General features: G+C 43.1%; 17 protein-coding genes. 8 read left to right on the top strand and 9 right to left on the bottom strand.

Annotated elements, in window-relative coordinates; all coding sequences use genetic code 11:
- Both F6K49_RS18750 and F6K49_RS18745 read left to right on the top strand, forming a co-directional pair.
- Positions 1–148 (top strand): DUF938 domain-containing protein (locus F6K49_RS18750; RefSeq protein WP_293099045.1); only part of this gene is annotated, 148 nt, incomplete at its 5' end.
- A gap of 113 nt (positions 149–261) precedes the next feature.
- Positions 262–384 carry a hypothetical protein gene (locus F6K49_RS18745; RefSeq protein ID WP_293099042.1) on the top strand — a complete coding sequence of 41 codons (123 nt, stop codon included), beginning with the start codon at positions 262–264 and terminating at the stop codon, positions 382–384.
- Here F6K49_RS18745 and F6K49_RS18740 read toward each other — a convergent pair.
- The 7 genes from F6K49_RS18740 to F6K49_RS18710 all read right to left on the bottom strand — a co-directional run bounded on the left by F6K49_RS18740 (position 359) and on the right by F6K49_RS18710 (position 9,321).
- A complete protein-coding gene (locus F6K49_RS18740; protein ID WP_293099039.1) occupies positions 359–1,900 on the bottom strand; it encodes an aldehyde dehydrogenase family protein in 1,542 nt (513 codons plus the stop codon). The two genes, F6K49_RS18745 and F6K49_RS18740, sit on opposite strands and share 26 nt — an antisense overlap.
- Positions 1,878–2,684 (bottom strand): SDR family oxidoreductase, encoded by an 807-nt coding sequence (locus tag F6K49_RS18735; RefSeq protein ID WP_293028617.1) that lies wholly within the window; start codon positions 2,682–2,684, stop codon positions 1,878–1,880. Before F6K49_RS18735 ends, F6K49_RS18740 begins: the two co-directional genes overlap by 23 nt.
- A 15-nt stretch (positions 2,685–2,699) precedes the next feature.
- A complete protein-coding gene (locus tag F6K49_RS18730) occupies positions 2,700–3,773 on the bottom strand; it encodes an N-acetylneuraminate synthase family protein (RefSeq protein WP_293028620.1) in 1,074 nt (357 codons plus the stop codon).
- A gap of 292 nt (positions 3,774–4,065) precedes the next feature.
- Positions 4,066–5,004: a glycosyltransferase gene (locus F6K49_RS18725; RefSeq protein ID WP_293082142.1), complete on the bottom strand. Its 939-nt coding sequence runs from the start codon at positions 5,002–5,004 to the stop codon at positions 4,066–4,068.
- A 240-nt stretch (positions 5,005–5,244) separates the two neighbouring features.
- Complete coding sequence (locus F6K49_RS18720) at positions 5,245–6,009, bottom strand: FkbM family methyltransferase (RefSeq protein WP_293099034.1); 765 nt, start codon at positions 6,007–6,009, stop codon at positions 5,245–5,247.
- 27 nt (positions 6,010–6,036) lie between these two features.
- Positions 6,037–7,008 (bottom strand): glycosyltransferase, encoded by a 972-nt coding sequence (locus F6K49_RS18715; RefSeq protein ID WP_293099031.1) that lies wholly within the window; start codon positions 7,006–7,008, stop codon positions 6,037–6,039.
- 624 nt (positions 7,009–7,632) lie between these two features.
- The gene (locus F6K49_RS18710) at positions 7,633–9,321 is read right to left on the bottom strand and encodes a capsule biosynthesis protein (RefSeq protein WP_293099028.1); all 1,689 of its coding nucleotides are present in this window, start codon (positions 9,319–9,321) and stop codon (positions 7,633–7,635) included.
- A 288-nt stretch (positions 9,322–9,609) separates the two neighbouring features.
- On the opposite strand from F6K49_RS18710, the gene F6K49_RS18705 reads away from it, so the two are divergent.
- The 6 genes from F6K49_RS18705 to F6K49_RS18680 all read left to right on the top strand — a co-directional run bounded on the left by F6K49_RS18705 (position 9,610) and on the right by F6K49_RS18680 (position 18,418).
- Positions 9,610–10,416 carry an ABC transporter permease gene (locus F6K49_RS18705; RefSeq protein WP_293099025.1) on the top strand — a complete coding sequence of 269 codons (807 nt, stop codon included), beginning with the start codon at positions 9,610–9,612 and terminating at the stop codon, positions 10,414–10,416.
- On the top strand, positions 10,417–11,166 hold the full coding sequence (locus F6K49_RS18700; protein WP_293099022.1) for an ABC transporter ATP-binding protein: 750 nt from the start codon (positions 10,417–10,419) through the stop codon (positions 11,164–11,166).
- Positions 11,167–11,318: 152 nt separating this feature from the next.
- A complete protein-coding gene (locus F6K49_RS18695) occupies positions 11,319–12,290 on the top strand; it encodes a glycosyltransferase (protein ID WP_293020440.1) in 972 nt (323 codons plus the stop codon).
- A gap of 123 nt (positions 12,291–12,413) precedes the next feature.
- The gene (locus F6K49_RS18690) at positions 12,414–15,752 is read left to right on the top strand and encodes a glycosyltransferase (protein WP_293099019.1); all 3,339 of its coding nucleotides are present in this window, start codon (positions 12,414–12,416) and stop codon (positions 15,750–15,752) included.
- A gap of 150 nt (positions 15,753–15,902) precedes the next feature.
- On the top strand, positions 15,903–17,315 hold the full coding sequence (locus F6K49_RS18685) for a methyltransferase domain-containing protein (protein WP_293069762.1): 1,413 nt from the start codon (positions 15,903–15,905) through the stop codon (positions 17,313–17,315).
- A gap of 41 nt (positions 17,316–17,356) precedes the next feature.
- The gene (locus tag F6K49_RS18680; RefSeq protein ID WP_293069764.1) at positions 17,357–18,418 is read left to right on the top strand and encodes a class I SAM-dependent methyltransferase; all 1,062 of its coding nucleotides are present in this window, start codon (positions 17,357–17,359) and stop codon (positions 18,416–18,418) included.
- Positions 18,419–18,696: 278 nt separating this feature from the next.
- Here F6K49_RS18680 and F6K49_RS18675 read toward each other — a convergent pair whose 3' ends face one another.
- Positions 18,697–19,464: a hypothetical protein gene (locus F6K49_RS18675; protein WP_293099014.1), complete on the bottom strand. Its 768-nt coding sequence runs from the start codon at positions 19,462–19,464 to the stop codon at positions 18,697–18,699.
- Positions 19,465–19,705: 241 nt separating this feature from the next.
- Positions 19,706–19,912, bottom strand: coding sequence for a glycosyltransferase (locus tag F6K49_RS18670; RefSeq protein ID WP_293069786.1), 207 nt, complete (start codon positions 19,910–19,912; stop codon positions 19,706–19,708).
- Positions 19,913–19,955 lie beyond the last annotated feature (43 nt).

Raw genomic sequence — 19,955 nt, 5'->3', positions numbered from 1 at the left:
TGACTCCTATTTACGACAACAAAACCCAGAATGGGGAGTACGTAATTTAGAAGATGTTGTAGAGGTTGCCAGTAATCATAATCTCATCCTTGAAAAAACTTATCAAATGCCAGCTAATAATCTTTCGTTAGTATTTAAACATACCTAAGTAAATAAAAATAATCGTAGGGTGGGCAGTGCGTAATATAAATTTCCAAGCCTGTAGTAGCTTTGATAAGCACTGCCCACCAACAGTAAATAAAAATAATCGTAGGGTGGGCAGTGCGTAATATAAATTTCCAAGCCTGTAGTAGCTTTGATAAGCACTGCCCACCCTACATCAACTACTCCCTACTCCCTACTCCCTACTCCCTAATGATCAAAATTGCTCAGGATCAATATTAATATAGATATCCTTCAACTCAGAATAGACATCCAAGGCTTCTGTGCCTGGTTCACGGGTACCATTACCGGATTGCTTGAGTCCACCAAAGGGCATATGGGGTTCACTGCCATAAGTACCGGCATTCACTACAGCTACCCCAGTTTGGACTTTCTCACAAAACCGTACTGCACGGTGGATGTTGCGAGTGTGAATCGAAGCAGTTAAGCCATAGGGAGAATCGTTAGCAAGAGCAAGAGCTTCCTTAAAGTCTTTGACCCGGTAGAGACTAGCAATCGGACCAAATAATTCACATTGAGAAATTTCTGCGTGGGGGTCTACATTCTCTAGCAGGGTCGGTGCCATATAGAAACCAGTAGCATGGTCAGGGTCCTTTAAGCGATCGCCTCCCACCAACACCGTTGCTCCTGCTTGCTGTGCCTGTTTCACCGCTGCAATCATGTTAGTCAACTGTTGCTCATTAATCACTGGACCAAGGTCATCCTGATCAGTCGGACCTAATTTTAATTCCTTAGTTTTCTCCACTAATTGGTCACGGAATTGATCATAAATGCTGTCAAAGACAATAATCCGACTAGCAGAAGCACAACGTTGACCAGCATTACTGAACACTGAGAGTAAGGTCCACTTGATGGCATTGTTCAAATCCGCATCATCACACACAACCAAGGGATTCTTACCCCCCAATTCCAGGGATACCCTGCCAAAGCGTTCCCCAGCTACCCGTTGCACAATTCGTCCTACTTCTGTGGACCCGGTAAAGCTAACCACAGCGACATCATTATGAGCAACCAAGGGAGCGCCCGCTTCTTCACCATATCCCTGAATAATATTGAGGACACCAGGGGGTAACCCAGCCTCTTGAGCAATTTGTCCAACTATCCAAGCCGTGGCGGGAGTGTCTTCTGCTACTTTTAATACCGCGCTATTGCCACAAACCAGGGCTGGAAAGATTTTCCAGGCTACATTAGCAATGGGAGTATTGGCCGCAATAATTAATCCAGCGACTCCCAGAGGTTGACGCACAGTCATGGCATATTTATTAACCACACCGCTGGTAGTGGTGCGACCATACAACCGTTGTCCTTCACTAGCGTAGAATAATCCTAATGCGATCGCACCGCCAGTTTCTCCATAAGCTGAACCATAGGACTTACCGGTTTCTGCTGCTACTATCTTGGCAATCTCCTCCTGACGGGCTTTCATCCCCAGGACAATCTCGTGTAAGATAGCACCCCGTTGTACCGGGGGAGTATCAGCCCAAGCCGGTTGAGCCTGTTTAGCTGACCTTACCGCTTGCTCAATATCTGCTGCTCTTGAGCGAGCCACCTGACATAGCACTTGACCATTAGTGGGGTCTAGCTTATCAAACCATTCTCCTGTGACTGCTGCTACTTGTTGACCATCAATCCAGTTCAAGACTTGGCTCGGTAAATAGTCTGGTGCCATTATTTTTTCCCCCTTGAGGGAACAGGGAGTAGGGAACCAGTCTAATCTACCACACGGTAAAACCGCCATCGACTCGGAGTTCGATACCTGTGACATAGGCAGAGGCATCGGATGCCAGAAACACTAATGGGCCAAGTAAATCCTCAAACTCGGCCATCCGTCCTAGAGGAACGCGATCGCAAAATTGACCTTTGAATTCCTCATCCTGTCCACCCAATACTCCTCCCGGAGAAAGGGCATTAACCCGGACACCAAAGGGTCCCCAGTGGGTAGCAAAGTACCGGGTTAAATTCACCAGTGCTGCCTTCGATGCCCCATAGGCAGGGGGTTTCAAAAAAGGAGGGTCGCACTCCAGATGCTCATAAAACCGGGCATCAGGAGATACGCTCCCATACAACGAACCGATATTAATGATTGAACCTCGTCTAGCTTCCACCATCGGGCTACCGAAGACTTGGGTCACCTGGAATGCTCCCAAGACATTCACCTCAAACACCTTGCGGCAAATCTCTAGGGGGATCTCGTCCAAGCTATAGGTTGTCACTGGACCAGGAGGTTGGTCAATCCCAGCATTGTTGACAATCACGGCAGGAATGCCCATGTCAGTCAGGATGCGATCGCGGATTGTAGTCATGGAAGTGCGATCGCATATATCACCCCGCTCCAAACACAAACGAGTCTTGGGATAATGCCCTTGAAGTGTCTCAAAGGAGCTTGGCACCTGAGCCAATGGTAGGTCTATCCCCACAACCGTTGCGCCAGCATCCAGTAATGCCCGACTCCACACCGGTCCAAGTTTACCTAAGACTCCAGTTACAATAGCGATTTTGCCAGAGAGGTCAAAATAGTTCACAAAGCCAACAACACCCTACACAGCAACCTGTTCAACATTTTCCACCAACCCAGCCAACGTAATCGACTCATCCACCCTTAGGGGTTTGGTTAAGACTTTACCAATCACATTGTCCAATTCATAGGGGGGTAAACCATCCCCTGGGGATTTCATCGCGATATCCTCTGGCTTTAAAACATGTCCTGCAGGTAAATTATCCGCAGCCACCAGTTTTTTCCCCATCTTGAAGTAAGCAGGACGTTCATTCAGGTGTACTTTCTTCACCCCATCCCCAAAGGCTTGGCGAGTGCGTCTGAGGTCTCTTACCATCTTGCGCAACCCTGTCGGTTCTAACGAGAAAGCATGGTCTGTTCCTTTCATCGCCCGGTTCAGGGTAAAGTGTTTCTCAATCACACGAGCCCCGAGAACATAAGCCGCCACTGCCATAGCGATACCGTTATCATGGCTAGATAGACCAATCACAATATCACTGAACAGTTCCCGATAGGTCTCGATCACCTTCAGGTCAAGTTCTTCAAAGTCCGCTGGATAGCTTGCCGTACATTGGAGGATACACAACTGGGGATTAATCGGCATAATCGCATCATAAACCCGTTGCACATCTTCTAAAGTAGCTGCACCGGTGCTAACGATCATCGGCTTCTGGAATTGGGCAACATGTTTAATTAGGGACAAGCTCTTAAGGTCTCCAGAAGCGATCTTATAGGCTGGCATATCCAACTCACCCAAAAAGTCCGCACTCGGAATATCAAAAGCAGTAGAGAAAAACGTAATCCCTACTTCTTCAGCATACTTTTTCAGTTCCTGATATTCGTAAGCACCAAATTCTAGAAACTCCCGATGCTCACCGTAGGTCAAACCAAAACTATTTTCATGGTCATAAGGTCTGTCAAAAGCAGCTTTAGTGTAAAGCGTACGATTGTCTCGTTTTTGTAACTTTACCGCATTCGCTCCGCATTCCTTAGCAATCCGGAACATTTCTTTACACTTTTCCAAGCTACCTTGATGGTTATTCCCAATTTCAGCAATTACAAAGCAATCGCTATCATCATTAATTTCAAAGCCATTAATAGTCAGTCTTCGGGACATTTTACACTCCTACAACCAATAAATTCCTATCGGTTTTTCACCACTGTCCAATGGTTTACCATTAATTAGCTAGGATTTCAATACGTATTTATCTTTTTCTCAGCATTTAGCCGTCAGCCGTCAGCCGTCAGCCTTTAGCTGATAACTGATAGCACCTCAAGTAGCGTGGCACAGGCTTCTAGCCTGTGATTTAGTGCATTAGCTGATAACTGTTCGCGTAGCGTGCGCGTAGCGCTTAAGCTTACCGCTGATAGCTGATAGCTTACCGCTGATAGCTTACCGCTGATAGCTATCAGGATAACGGCTCGACTTGAAATGATCTCGGTCGTAGATATCCTGGACAATGTTGAATTAAGTGATAACTTTTACCTTGAGTAGTCATCGGATCAGTGATACTAATATACCGACTGGTCATGATATTGTGCCAATCCCGAGGGATGAGATTCCAGAAGATCGGTTGGTCTGAATTGTAGTGTTGATCAAACCCGATCCCTTTACGAAACAATGCCCAAAGATACTTTTTCAGTTGCCATAACCAACCTGCTTTAGCATACTTTGAGTACCGTTCCGCATAAAGGGCTTTATACTGCTTTTGCCTCTCCATCATTTGGGCATATTCTGGAGAATTAGGATCCGAACTCCAATTCCGGTAATGATGAATAGCAATTTTTTTAGTATAAACGATATCATTCCCTGAAAATAAAACTTTCGTGGTCAAATCCGGATCAATGCCATAATCTCGAAATACTTCACAGAATCCACCCACCTGTTTTAATACTGAAGTTCTCAGCACACCTTGGTTAACATTTAATACACCAACTACTGAAACACCACCGATGTAAGGGGCACTCACGAAGGGGCCTTGTTTATCCCTGACTTTCAGAGCTACCATCCCGATCTTCGGCTTTTCCTCAAGTATTTTTACCGCCGTATCTAGACCCTGGTTAACGATTACATTATCATCACTGACCCAACACACATAGGGAGTATCTACCAGTCTGAACACATCATTATAGGCTTTAGCTTGACCAAGCTTTTCGCCCACCAAAACCGGAATCACCTGTGGATTTTCCGATGCGATCGCATTTAAGTACTCAATAGTGCCATCATCAGACCCCGCATCAGTTACATAAATTTTTGTAGGGGTTGATGTTTGTTCAAGAATACTAGTAATACATTGCTTCAGAAGACTCAATCGATTATAGGTACCAACAACAACAGAAAGTTTCATGGTTCCTTCACTCCTCACCTTCACTCTTAAAAATTAACGTAAGCATTCAGCTATCAGCATTCAGCGGTCAGTGGTCAGTGGTCAGTTGTGGCACAGGCTTCCAGCCTGTGACCTAACCCATAAGCTAATAGCTGATAACTGATAACTGATAACTGATAGCTTATAGCTTATAGCTGATAACTGATAACTGATAGCTGATAGCTAATAGCTAATAGCTGATAGCTGATAGCTTGCACAACCCTAACGGACATACAAACAATGGCAGAATAATGGCTGTCCAGACTTTATAGAATTAATTTGATTTTTAATTCCCGCAAATCTGTAACCTAACTCTACCAAACAGTCATGTACCTCTTCAAATAATGGTTGTTCCTTATACAGAGGAACAAATGACATTTCTACCAGAACACATCGCCCTAGGGAAAATAGCTTTTTTCCTCCCTTTATCACCCTATCTTCAACCCCTTGGACATCAATTTTTATAAAAACATCTCTCTCCAATTGATCAGACTCTAATTCTGACTGTAATAGGTCATCCAGGGGGCAAACCTTTACTTTAATTTCACTTTCTCCTGATGTCTGTGGAAATTCCTTCTTACATAGTTCGCTTATGCGTAACATCGAAGAAGCTGGCCCGTATGAATTCTCATAAAAGAACTCTTCTCCTTCATAATCCGACAAAGCCACATTAAAAATTTTTAGATTAGGAATCTTAGCCGCTTTTCCTTCTAAGTCTGATAGATAAGATGGCAATGGTTCAAATACATAGGTCTGTTTAGCATTGAAGTAACAGGCTAAAAATTCTGCAAAATCCCCATTATTTGCTCCAATATCAATCACCGTCTTAATCGAATAGGTTTCACGAACCCATCGCCATATATCCCGTCCTGGGTCCGGACTCGCTTCCACAATTTGTTTGTAGTCTGAAAGCCTTAGCAACTTTAAATTCATGGACGCTAACAGACGATTTACCAACCGACTAATTTCCTGTTTCACCGAAGCCATTTATTTATTTATTTACTCCTCGACAACTTAATAAACTAAGTTCATAAACTGGTCTGCTGTTCTAGTTTTGTCCTCATAGAACCTAGTTACTCGTCTCCGGAGATCCCGCTTATATCGATGATAATAAATTCCTTCCCATCGCTGCAAGTAAGCCTCTCGGTCATGGTCTAAAACAGCATTGTTAGTCTGGCGAACCGCTTCATTGCTATCATAATAATGTTCAACATAAGCCCCTGGACAATCTACAATCTCATAATTAAGCTCCCACATCTTTAAACAGAGATCCCCATCAGCTTTATAAAAGATATATCGCTCTTCATCCGCCCAGTCAACTGCTGCTAGCGCTTCTTTTAAGTACATACCATGATTAACAAACAGCTTGCCACCAAGGGTATGTTGTACATAGTATTCTTGATCCTCTGGCCAATTCCGAAAATAGAAAGCTACTCCCCCTATTTTGATGCCAGCTTTTTCCACCTCTTCAAACTTATCCAGCCCTAAATTAACCGCATTTGGTAATAGCAGACAATCATCACTGATCATCAAAATATATTTCCCTTTAGCTGATTTAAAGCCAAGATTCATAAAATACCCCCAACTGCGGCGCTTGAGTGGCTTTCCTTGGAATTCCCCTCGGTTATGTTGGATGATAGTAATAATATCTTTCTGCTGAATTAGCCATTCTAAAGAACCATCCGTTGACCCCCCGTCAATCACAATGATTTCATAGGGAACGCGAATCTGATTATCTCGAACACTTTGAATCGCTTTTTCCAGTAAAGGTCTACGGTTATAACTCCCTATCACCACCGAGACCATGCACGTTTTATCAGAGGTAACTACTGGTTTAGCTAAAGACTTTAATATCTTCAAACGACTCAATTGTCCTGGATTAGCTAGTCCTGGATTAGCTAGTTGAATAGGAGACTGAGTCAATGAGCTGTGATAAAACTTTTTGACTTGACGAAAAGGCTTAGCCAGAATTTTGATATAGTTCATAAGGCACTCCTGAACACACCTGTATGGAGCCATCACCAAGCTATTGAGCTTAACCTGATTTGGCCGTTATAGTGTCACCCTCGGGGATAATGATATCAAACTATCCCATTTTTTATGTTATAATAGTAAATCCCTATGGATAGATAAATCTAAAAATTTTTAGATTATCAAAGGGAGCAGGAAGCAGTGCGTAGGGTGCGTTAGGGGCGCGCCTTGCCATCATATTCAACTTCGTAGCCAGTAGCCCCGTAACGCACCACCAAAAGGCTCGCCCTGATTTTCCGCCTCTTCGCGCCTGGTTGGGATAGTCCGTCCGGAAATTGATCACGGGCAAGATGCCCGTTCCACCCCTGATGCCGGAAATTGATCACGGGCAAGATGCCCGTTCCACCCCTGATGCCGGAAATTGATCACGGGCAAGATGCCCGTTCCACCCCTGATGCCGGAAATTGATCACGGGCAAGATGCCCGTTCCACCCCTGATGCCGGAAATTGATCACGGGCAAGAGCCCGTTCCACAGATGGCGGAAATTGATCACGGGCAAGATGCCCGTTCCACCCCTGATGCCGGAAATTGATCACGGGCAAGATGCCCGTTCCACCCCTGATGCCGGTTCCAGCAATCTAGACGCGATCAATTCCCAACCGTTCCGCTGGATAGATAAAAGGAGAACCAGACAAGATTCCATCACAGATAATATCCAAACCTGGATCTGCACCAGGAAGTAATTGCTCTAGGCTAGTAATATTCAGCTTCACGTAAGGATTTTCAGATATGGGTTCGGTAAATTGTAGGGGAATCATCCGTCTGAAAAAGAAATGGTAGGCGTACATCCTGGCTCGTTTAAGGGCATTGGCATCCAACCGTTCACCAAGGGGTAGCTGATCCAAGCACTGGAAATACTCCTCTGCGGTAGAGGGATCCATAGTAATTCCCTTATCTCGGATCCAAGCTTCACCACCAACGATCACCGGAATGCCTACACTGGTCAACTCTACTCCAGTTTTTGTCCCATAAATAATCACCGAATCGCACTGCTCCATCGCTGCGTAGGTACTCACAGGACTTTCTGGAGGAATGATGAAAATATTTTTAGGCAATTGAGACCAGACCTTCTTGATTTCTGGCAACAAAGGTTGGCGAGAAGGCAACGTTCCCCGAATCTCTGCCGGATGAATCCGAATCAGCAGTTGTAAGTCAGGACGTTTAGCAAAATACTCAATCGTTTGGAGTACCCACGTTAGCATATTGGGGAAAGCTAAGCCACGATAGTGCAACTGGGCATCCCACATTACATTAGTGAGCATCCCAATCACCGGCTGGTTCAGGTCAAGCCCCATCTCCTCAGCATTTCGGCTAAATTCTTCATCAGGTTTTTCATGAAACCAAATCCAATCCCGAGTGCCCTGCCATCGACTTTTCAAATACTGTAGGATGTCATCTGTCATTGCCTCAGTCCAAGGCATGGTTTCCCAGCCATGGAGAGGCTCACTGAGCATAGTGTGATGATAAGTGTCTCCGTGGCTAAAAATAAAGCAACGCTTACGATAGGCAATAGCCCAGTTAACCACCCGCACTTGGCGTGAGCGACACACCTCACCAATGATGCCATGAGGTAAGTAGATGCCATGATTGAAGCAAGCAGCCTTAAAATTATACTTAGACAGTAGCTTACTGATAGCATAGGCAGTCAGCAAAGCCCCTTCAAAATACCGACGCACCACGATTTCGCTGTTGGGTTCGTTATCTAGATTCCCACTGGTAAAATAGCGCAACGCCCCAGCATAGGCATGTTCACCTATATTCCAGTTGCCCAGGCAATAGTTTTCAATCTCTGATAGCCTTACGTGTGCTGCAATTTGTTTGGCTTCTTGCCTATCAAGCCCAGTGAGCAGTTCACTAAAGACATGGTTCGTCAACTGCAACGGTTGATACAGATAACGACCGGTTGCGAAACAGTTTTGGCACTTGATCGTTTCTAAATCATAGTTTTCAATCCTTTCTTGAGGTGTATCCAGTTTTTGAAGATTGAGGCAGGCAGGCAGAGAATGGTCACACAGGAGAGTATGAACCTCTGCTCCTCTGAGGGTAAGGGCTACTGCTAGTAGACTTTCTGGTAGTGACAGTGGCGCTAATCCCCCTACGGTAGTTGCCATTAGCACCTGAGGTCCCTGGTGAGACCGTTGCTTGGCTTCTCTCCAGAGGGAGGGGTTAGTTTCGATAACAGGTCGCCAATCTAACAAGTTACTTTGCCCTAGTTGCCAAGAAAGTAAGGGACTTGGCTCTAGTTCGTCAGCACTAGTCAGAGACATATAATCAAGTCAGATACTTACTTCTCAAGGGATTATACCAAGTTCCTACTCGACAAATTTCCCTAAACTATGATAATAATATACAAACCGAAACAGAACGGGTGCGCTCCGGAAGCGAACGCGCCGTAACCAAAAGTGCGGGGTGGGAACACGACAGGGCGAATTTATTCGCAGTATATGTTATGGTTCTAAAAATGCGCATCTAAGAACCAGTGGGGAGGCTAACTTGAATCCCTATATATATATTCGGTTCTATATCTTCGGTTCTATATCTTCGGTGTATAAATTATGACCTTATCCCTCAAGGCTAACACCGCACGGTGGCAATTCCAGCGCTATTGGGAGTTGCTGTATATATTAACAGAGCGAAATCTGAAGGGACGTTATCGAGGATCGCTTCTGGGAGTATATTGGTCTTTGTTAAATCCTTTGATTATGACAGGACTATATACAGCAATTTTCGGTGCTACCTTTGCCTCCTATTATGACAACTCAACCATTAACTATATTCTGGCTGCTTTTACTGGGTTGCTTGTGACTAACTTTTTCTCCGCTTCAACCAACCAAGCATTAGTCAGTGTAGTTGGCAATGGTGCCCTGTTGAATAAAGTTCGTTTACCAATAAGTGTCTTTCCGGTTTCAACCATTGCTGCTAATGTGTTTCAGTTAGCTGTTGGCAGCTTTCCTCTCCTAGCTATTGTCACGTTGCTTACTTCAAAAAGTGTAGTCAATTTGCTAGCGTTGAGTCTTCCGTTAATCGCCTTAATTTTGGTTAGTATCGGCATCGGGTTTCTCGTCAGTGTTCTCTATGTTTTCTTTAGGGATTTACCTTATTTATATGAACTAGTATGCTTTGTGATCTGGATTAGCTCTCCAGTATTTTATCCAGCAGCAATTGTCCCAGAGGCGGTTAGACCCTTTTTGTTTTTAAATCCTTTATTGCCGATTATTGAAAGCATTCGACAGATTTCTTTGTCAGGAGGTTTGCCAAATGTAGGGTTAATTGGACACTCATGCCTAAGTGCCATAGTAATTGTATCCTTAGGCTGGACTTGCTTTCGAGTTTGGCAGCCTCACTTCATGGATTTGTTATAGATGACAGAAGAAGTTATTAGACTCGATCGGGTTTCATTGTGGCGAAGAACCCAAGAAGAGTTTTCCTATGACCTCAAAAAAACTATAATATCATTTTTGGAGGGAAAATACCGCAAACCTTCCAGGAATTTAGTCCTTGATGATATTGATCTAGCAGTAAAACCTGGGGAAAAAATCGGCATCATTGGACCGAATGGTTCAGGGAAATCAACCCTACTTAAAGTTATCTGTGGAATCTTACAGCCGACAGGGGGTCAGGTATGGATAAGAGGTGAAATCGCTCCGATGATTGAACTAGGAGCTGGATTCGATCCCGAACTTTCCGTAGTGGATAACATCAAACTCTATGGGGTGATGCTAGGTTTCTCTAAACAAGAGATGAAACAGAGAACCCCATCGATTTTGGAGTTTGCTGAGCTACAAGACTACAAGTTAATGCCAGTGAAGGGATTATCCTCAGGGATGTCAGCGCGGCTAGGCTTTGCCATTGCCACTGATGTACAGCCAGATATCCTAATTTTAGATGAAGTGTTATCCGTAGGGGATCAAAGTTTTAGAATTAAGTGCCAGCGACGCATGGAAAGATTTTGGGAGGCTCATGCCACTGTTTTAGTGGTCTCCCATGATTTATCCTTTGTGCGCCATACCTGCAAGCGGGTGATTTGGTTAGACAAAGGCAGGATAAAGTTAGCGGGAGAGAGCAATGAGGTAGTCGATTGTTACTTGAATAGTGTTACCGAAGTGGTTTAACCTTAAAAAAAGTTAAAAGTTTTAAACAAACGTTAAAAGCTTAAGGTAAATGAAAGATGGTAATCTGAGCAGTTGGAATATAGTTAAACCCTATAGTTAAACCTGTAAAACCAGTATTATCACCCTGATAGTGATAATTCCGAGGAGGACGTGTGAGGATTTCAATTATAACTGTATGTAAAAATGCTGAGCGATTTATAGAGCGAGCGATCAAGAGTGTCGTCTCTCAGACCTATGAGGATATAGAGTACATTATTATTGATGGCAACTCCCAAGACAAAACTAAGGAGATTGCTCATAAATATAGTGATCAGATTAGCCGATTTATTAGCGAACCTGATGGCGGTATCTATGAAGCAATGAATAAGGGAGTTAGGTACTCGTCTGGTGAGTTTATTGCTTTTATTAATTCAGATGACTATTATCTTGATAAAAAGGTCATCCAAGATACCGTTAACTTCCTGTTGGCAAATCCCTCCTGTGATTTTTTGTATGGAGACCTAGAGGTTAGAGAGCAATCTGGGTCTACCATTTTAGTGAAACCTCCCTTGCCTGAAGACGTAGCTGATGAACTGATCTGTGGATGTTTGCCTCACCAAGCCAGCTTCTCCAGAGCTAACTTGTTTTTCTCTAAAATAGGGCTTTTCAATGAACGCTACAAAATATCATCGGATTATGAATGGTTTCTGAGGCTAATCCAGAATGAGACTGTGAAATTGTGTTACTATCCTCGGACAATCGCATCCTATTATGCAGGGGGACTTTCTAGTCAGTTAAGAAAATCTCTACCTGAAGCCCATAGTATTCAGAACCAATGCCCAATGTATAAAGATTCCTACTGGTTGAACAGAAGAATCCTAAAATATCAGGAATTCATCATTAACCTCAGAGAATGGCTTCAAAACGCCGAAAACGGTAGAAATACACTAAATTTCAACTATAAAGCCCTTGAAAACAAATATCAAGCCATTGAAACGGAATACCATGCCCTGAAGCTTGAATTAGAGCAAGCCCGGGCGAAAATTGCTCAGATTGCCAAAATTGCTGAGATGGAAAGCGGAATAAATCAGAATGGAAAAAGTGGTAATATCAAACTCAACTTGAAAAATTTGGAACAAGTCTGATTAGGATAGTACCTTAGACTAACAGATTAGACTAACAGGTTAGAAAGACTAACAGGTTAGAGGTTATCTCTTGCCAAAGTTATTGCCAAGTTTTTTTCAGGTTTGTGTGAGGAGCTGTGTCATATGCCAAGTAATAGGTCAAAATCAGAACTAGATTATGTGATTGCTCCTGAGATTAAAGACGATGATTTTTATAAAGCGATTCAGAGGATAGCTCGGGAAGAAGATATCAAGACGGTTCTAGAAATCAGGTCTTCATCCGGTGCGGGAAGCACCGAAGCGTTTGTGAAGGGACTCCGGGAAAACCCGTCTAATCCAGTGTTATTCTGTATGGAGGTTTCACAACCTCGTTTTGCTGAGTTAAAGGAACGCTATCGGCAGGACTCTTTTGTCAAGTGCTACAATATTTCATCAATTTCCCTAGAGCAGTTTCCTAGGGAATATGAGGTTAGGAAATTTTATCATTCCCATCGTAGCCCTCTAAATAATTACCCTCTTGAACAAGTCTTAGGTTTGCTTCGTCAAGATATCGATTATGTTAGGGAAATGGGAACCTCTGGAGATGGGATTGAAACGATTAAGCAAGAAAACCAGATCGAGGATTTTGATCTAGTCTTAATCGACGGCTCCAAGTTCACGGCTCAGGTTGAATTGGATCAGGTTTACGGATCAAAATTTATCCTACTTGATAATATTTGTACCTACAAAAATTATAGTAATCACCATCGGTTATTAAGAGATAAAAACTATAAACTGATTGAGCAAAATGCTTCTGTGCGCAATGGTTACTCCATTTTTGCTAAAGCGGATAGCCCTCATTCAGCTGAAAAGTCAGGTGAAGCCTCAACCCCTCTTCCCATCAATTTTTTTACGATTGTTATCAATGGTGAACCCTTCATTCGCTATCATATTGACGTCTTTAGTAAACTGCCATTCCGATGGCATTGGCACATTATTGAAGGTGTAGCGAAATTGAAGCATGATACTGCCTGGAGTTTAGCTACGGGTGGGTATGTCAGTGATGAAATTCACCATAATGGTCGTAGTATTGATGGCACCACAGAGTATCTCGACCAACTGATGGAACGCTACCCTGACCAGATCACCGTCTATCGCAAACCTGATGGGGTTTTCTGGGAGGGCAAGCGAGAAATGGTGAATGCTCCCCTTGAGAATATCCAACAAGAGTGTCTGTTGTGGCAGGTAGATGTGGATGAGTTGTGGACAACTGAGCAAATCTGTAAAGCCCGACAGATGTTCATCGACCAACCTGACAAGACGGCTGCTTTCTTCTGGTGTTGGTATTTCGTTGGAAAAAATTTAATTGTTAGCAGTCGCAATTGCTATACACAAAACCCCAAACAGGAATGGTTGCGTGTGTGGAGGTTTCAACCGGGAGCTGTCTGGGCAACCCACGAACCCCCAAGGCTAGTCCAACCGTCGTCAACTAATCAGTCAAATCAGTCAGCTAATCATGGGCAAGATGTAGCAAGCATCAATCCATTCCTACATCGAGAAACCGAAGCGCAGGGACTGGTCTTTCAACATTTTGCTTATGTAACACCGGAACAGTTGCAGTTTAAGGAAAGCTACTACGGCTACCAGAATGCTCTGGCCGAGTGGCAGACACTACAGCAGCAGTCTGAATTTCCGGTTTTTCTGCGTCAACATTTATCTTGGGTTGAGGATGAAACCCTGGTTGAACCGGCGGATATCTGTGGTATAGTGCCGATTGCTCAGAAGGAGCCTGACGGCGAAAAATGGCAGTTTTTGCAACTGGAAGAATTTCAGCAACAAACTATGAAGATTGAAATACCATTCCCCCAAATTGTGGTTGATGGGGTATTTTTCCAATTTTTTCCTAACTCTGGGATTTCCCAAGTCTGGAAGTCTTTGCTAGAGGAATGGGCAACTAATGGCTTTGCTGACCATGTGATTGTTTTAGACCGGGCTGGAACGGCTCCGAGGATTCCTGGAATTCGCTATCGCCCTATTCGAGCTTACGATTACAACAAAACGGGAGCAGATGCTGACTTGTTGCAGGAAATCTGTGATGAAAAGGGGGCTGATCTATTCATTTCCAGCTACTATACCGCACCCCTATCTACTCCTTCTGTATTTATGGCTTATGACATGATTCCAGAGGTGATTGGTGCCAATCTTAACGAAGCAGGTTGGAAAGAAAAGCATTACGGTATCTTACACGCTTCACGTTATATTACGATCTCTGAAAATACGGCTCGAGATCTGATTAAGTTTTTCCCCCATATTTCCCCGTCCAAGGTAACGGTAGCTCACTGTGGGGTCAAAAAGGTTTTTTCCCCGGCAAGCGACGATGATATCAATGACTTTAAGACTAAATTCAAGGTGACCAAACCTTACTTACTCTTAGTAGGAGAAAGAACTGGTGTTAATGGCTATAAAAACGCTATCTTTCTGTTCAGAGCATTATCTAAGCTGGTGGATAAGGAAGAGTTTGGGGTAATTTGTGTCGGTGGTAGACCTGAGTTAGAACCTGAGCTAGCTGCCCTGGCAGAAGGGATAACAACGATGGTTCTGCCCCTGAGTGATGAAGAATTAAAAGTAGCGTATTCTGGTGCGATCGCTCTGGTTGTCCCCTCTCTGTACGAAGGGTTCGGATTACCAGTTACCGAAGCAATGGTTTGTGGTTGCCCTGTAATTACCTGTCGTCACTCCTCTCTTCCTGAAGCAGCTGGGGAAGCAGCATTGTATGTGGATCAATCTAATGTTTACGAGCTGATTGATGCGCTCTACAAAGTTCAAAACCCAGAGGTTCGTAACCCGTTGATTGCTGATGGGTTTGAACACGCGAAGAAATTTTCCTGGTCAAAGATGGCCGATACCGTGGTAGAGGTTCTGGTCGAAACTGCCAAGACCATCAAAAATGATGGTACTGGTCTAGGTTCCCCCCTTTGGGGAGAATTCAGGAAGTTACAGGCTCAAATCCAAGAACAGCTACCCCAAAGTCCGTCCCCAATTCAAGTTCAGCCAACTCAGCTTCCGTCAGGAGATCTCGAACAGCAATTGATGTACGCAGAGGCTCAACTTCAACAAAAACAGCGGGCACTTCAAGAAGCGGGGTCAACTCTAGCGGCAATGGAGTCCAGTAAATTCTGGAAACTGCGGGTAGGCTGGTTTCGACTAAAACCTCTGTTAGTTCCAGTAGTTAGTCTAATTTTAGGGATCAACTTACTACTGCTATCTACCGCTATGTATGCTGATAGGACTCTAGTAAAACTAACCTCATTCGTTTCTCCTGTCCAAGGAAATCTATTCTTTTCTCTTGGCGGTAGTTTGTTGTCCATTGCACTAATGTTAGGTATGGTGGGCTATCTTGGCTATATGAAGCCTCAGGTTCTCCGCAGGGTCAGAATTGTCATGGGTAGTGGGGGATTAGCGTTGATAGGTTTGACGGTACTACAGAATATTAACCTGTTGTAGATAACTGCCTAGTTTTCCAAGTCTTAATTCTTAAGACCCTTTATTTTTATTCCCTCTCTGGGGACTTAATTAAAAAAAGGCTTTTCAATCCGGACTTGTGATCAGACGTAAGTTCGAGCTAATTTATCAACACCTCCCTACAACAACAAGATGACACAAACGTTAAGACATATCTGTTGGTGTGGAAATACTGAGCTAACTGAATTTTCCCCCGACTACTTGGCGTGCTCTCAATGTGGCACTCTAGTGTCAAAAACTGGTTTGAGGGCTGAGCAGCTCCGTATAAAGGATGATAACCATGACTTCTACGGTAAAGAGTACTGGTTGTCTTATCAGACCGAGCATTATGGTTTTCCTGATATTCGTCAACGAGCCCGTCAAGACTTACCAGAGCGATGCCTCTACTGGCTGCGTACTCTGATGGCTTATAAACTACCGCCAGCCAAAGTGCTTGAGTTAGGTTGTGCTCATGGTGGCTTTGTGGCAATGATGGGCTGGGCAGGTTTTGAGGCTATGGGTCTGGAGCTTAGCCCTTGGGTTGTGGAATTTGCCCAACAGACATTCAATATGCCCATTTTGTCAGGACCGCTCGAGGATCAGCAGCTAGAACCAGAATCTTTTGATGCTATCGTACTCTACGATGTCATGGAGCATCTACCTGATCCAGTGGCTACCATCAGCCATGGAGCATCTCTTCTCAAGGAAGATGGTATTTTCATTGTCCAGATGCCAAATTATGAAGAGGGTAAAACCTATTCAGAGATGGTTGCTCAAAAGGATCATTTTTTAAAGCTAATGCAACCTATTGAGCATATCCATCTTTTGAGTCGGCGAGGGGTGTCGCAATTCTTTAAGAACCTCGGTTTTGAGTTTCTGCAATTTGAACAACAGTTGTTCGACTATGATATGTTTTTCGTAGCTAGTCGGCAGCCTTTTGTTCCCTATACTGATGAGCAAATTAGTTACTATCTGCTCAAGAGTCAATCTGGGCGAATGGTTCAGGCATTACTGGACAAATCCTCTGACTTTAATAAACTCAAATTTCAGTATCAAAACATCCAAGTTCAGTATCAAACTATCGAGACTAGGCGTGCTGAACTTCTGAAGATTATTGAGCAACAGGGTCAAGAGATAGCTTCCTTGCGCTCTCAGGTCAGTGCAACTGTCACAGACCTCCAGCAGACTAAATCACAATTAATCCAAGCCCACTCAGACCTTCAACATACTCAGTCACAATTAAATCAATCAAACTTAGACCTTCAAGATACTCAGTCACAATTAAATCAATCAAACTCAGAAAATGAACAAACTCAATCACAATTAACCCAAATACACTCAGAACTTCAGCATACTCAATCACAATTGGCACAGTCACAGGAAAAAATTCAGCATTTTCAGCAAAATCAATTACAGCAGATTCAGAACCAACTGAACGAAGCTAAGGCTAAGTTGAAGGTAATTAATGTAGAAATTGCGGCCATGAAGACCAGTAAGTTTTGGAAATTGCGATCGCTCTGGTTCAAATTTAAAGGGTTTGTCGGTTTACCTACAGATAACGAATAAAATTTTCAATAATTAACGTCAGCTAAAATAGGAGTTTAATCATGGTTGATCAGCTGCTTGAGCAAGTTGTCAGTGCTAAGGAATCATTCAACAGTTATGAGACGGTAAAAGAAGCTGTTGAAACCATTGATGGTTTCCTAGTTCCTGGCCAAGAAGAGTTCTTATTCAATAAAGTGAAGTCCCTCCCTGAGGATGCTCTTATTGTTGAAGTTGGCTCTTATAAAGGAAGGTCTACGGCAGCTATGGCGTTTGCCTGTGTAGGGACTAATCGCAAGATCTACTGTATTGATCCATGGATAGGGCAATGTCACGACATACCAGAAAAGAGTGTCTTTGAGGTCTGGAAAGAAAACCTTGATAAATACCAACTGACTCCTTATATCAAATCTTTTCAGGGATATTCTTTAGAAATTCTGAAGCGTTGGGGTGAATTAACTGGAGAAAAGACGATTGACTTTGTTTTTATTGATGGTTCTCATGAATACTTAGATGTGCTGACGGATTTTGGGTTATTATTACCCCTGATGAAAGTTGGAGGATGGATGGCTTTTCATGATGTTGTTGAAACTTGGCCTGGATCCAACTATCTATGGCATGATATTGTCAAATTTCGTCTTACAGACCACGAGTACTCAACGACCCTTGCCTGTGGTCGAGTTAAAACGACTCAAGAACTCTCCAAGGAGTTACAAGAACTTCATGAGTTGCGGACATTGCTAGTTCAATCACAACAGCTTCAAGATAGCGGAATCCTAGAATTGCAAGAAACTCAAACTAAACTTCAACAAACTCAAGAGCAATTACAACAAACTCAAAAGCAATTGCAACAAACTCAAGAGCAATTACAACACGCCAACGCCAAAGTAAAGCTAGGTCAAACTAAACTTCAACAAACTCAAGAGCAATTACAAAATGCCAAAGTACAGCTAGTTCAATCACAACAGCTTCAAGAGAGTAAAATTATAGAACTGCAACAAATTCAAGACGAATTACACCACACCAAACTAGAAGTTGCGGCCATGAAGACAAGTAAGTTTTGGAAATTGCGAACGCTGTGGTTCAAATTCAAAAGGTTTGTTGGTATCCCTACAGATAACGAATAAAATTTTCGGCGTTGCTTAATGATGGTATAATTTTAATCTCTGTGACCCCCAATCTTGTTGGTCACGGGAGCAGGGGGATTTAAGCAGCAAGAGACTAATGCTTTCAATAACTCATCCTTGAGTTCAGCAACGCCAAATTTTCAAGGATCAACCTTAGGAAAAAACGGAACCTGGTGAAACTATTGACAGTGCAAAGGTTATAAGCCAATGAACTGTCAAAACTGCCAAAGTAATAAGCTTCTAAAATCCTGCTAACAGACCAGGGTCAAGTTTTTGCTCTACTGAATCTGTTTACGAGGAAAACTAACTATTTTTTGATAGTCTAAAGGGTTAAAAAACCGCTCAGGAGTAAAGGGAGGAGAAAAGGAATCATTGACTAAATCTTCACGCACATAAAATCCATTGGCAGAATATAATCCGCAACCTACTAACACCATCCCCTTACTGCGAGCTAGCTTATCTAAAGCTACAAGAGAAGCTCCATAAGCCGTAGCATTACCATCCCAGCGATAATTAGGGTCATAGGGCATGATCCATTCTTGAGGTGGTGCATAGGCAGGATTATGCTCTAAACAAACCACTCTAGGTTGTATTACCGAAATAGCCTCATAAACGTAATAGTCATTACTATCAATATCCACTGAAAGAAAATCAATTTCTCCAGTAATACCACCCCTTTCAATTAAATCATTAATATTTTCGGCGTTAACTACCGCTTCGATAAATTTTAAGCGACCTTCAGCGATGGAATCTTGATGATTGGCTGGAATAGCTTGTGCATAGTCTGGATAGGATTCTAGCCACAATCCTGTCCATCCTTTTTCTAAAAGATAACGACTATTATTTTCTTCTCCTGTCTCTGCTCCAAACTCCACAAAAACCTTTGATTCTGTACCAATTCTATTAAAGATTTCTTCTATAATGCCGTCTTCATCCGATTGAGAATATATCTTAAATCCAAAATGCTCTAACCTTCGTGGATCATCCCCTGCTTGAATCTTGCGGTCTTGTTGAATTTGTTCTATAACTGAATCCTGTTTATTCATGACTGTATTACCTTAAAACCCAACCAAATTTTTGGTCACTAGTTATCATTGGTTGTATTATACATTAAATGTACCTCACATCAATCTAAATACTACCGTGTTCGGGGTTTGATTAGCAACTGATACTGCTGGCAAACTTATAGCGGTGTCCAGGATTCATGACCTAATTGAGCGATAACCATCCAAAGTCAGTTGAGCAGTCTTTTGCCATGTGAAAAGCTTAGCACGTTGCCGTCCTTTCTCAATCTATAGATGCCCGGTGTTCTGAGTCTTCTACAACTATTTCCATAGTGTTAACTAGTCCATCCACAGAATCTGGCTCAAATAAACTAGCTGCATCTCCTACCAATTCAGACAAGGAAGAGGTTAAGCGGAAGATAACTGGACATTGGCATTCCATTGGCTCTAGGGTGGGCAAACCAAATCCCTCATAGCGGCTGGTATAAATTAGGGCTTGGGCGTTACGATATAGGGTTTTGAGTAATGAATTG

It is taken from the genome of Moorena sp. SIO3I6, from assembly GCF_010672095.1.
This window is presented reverse-complemented; position numbering and strand designations above follow the sequence as displayed.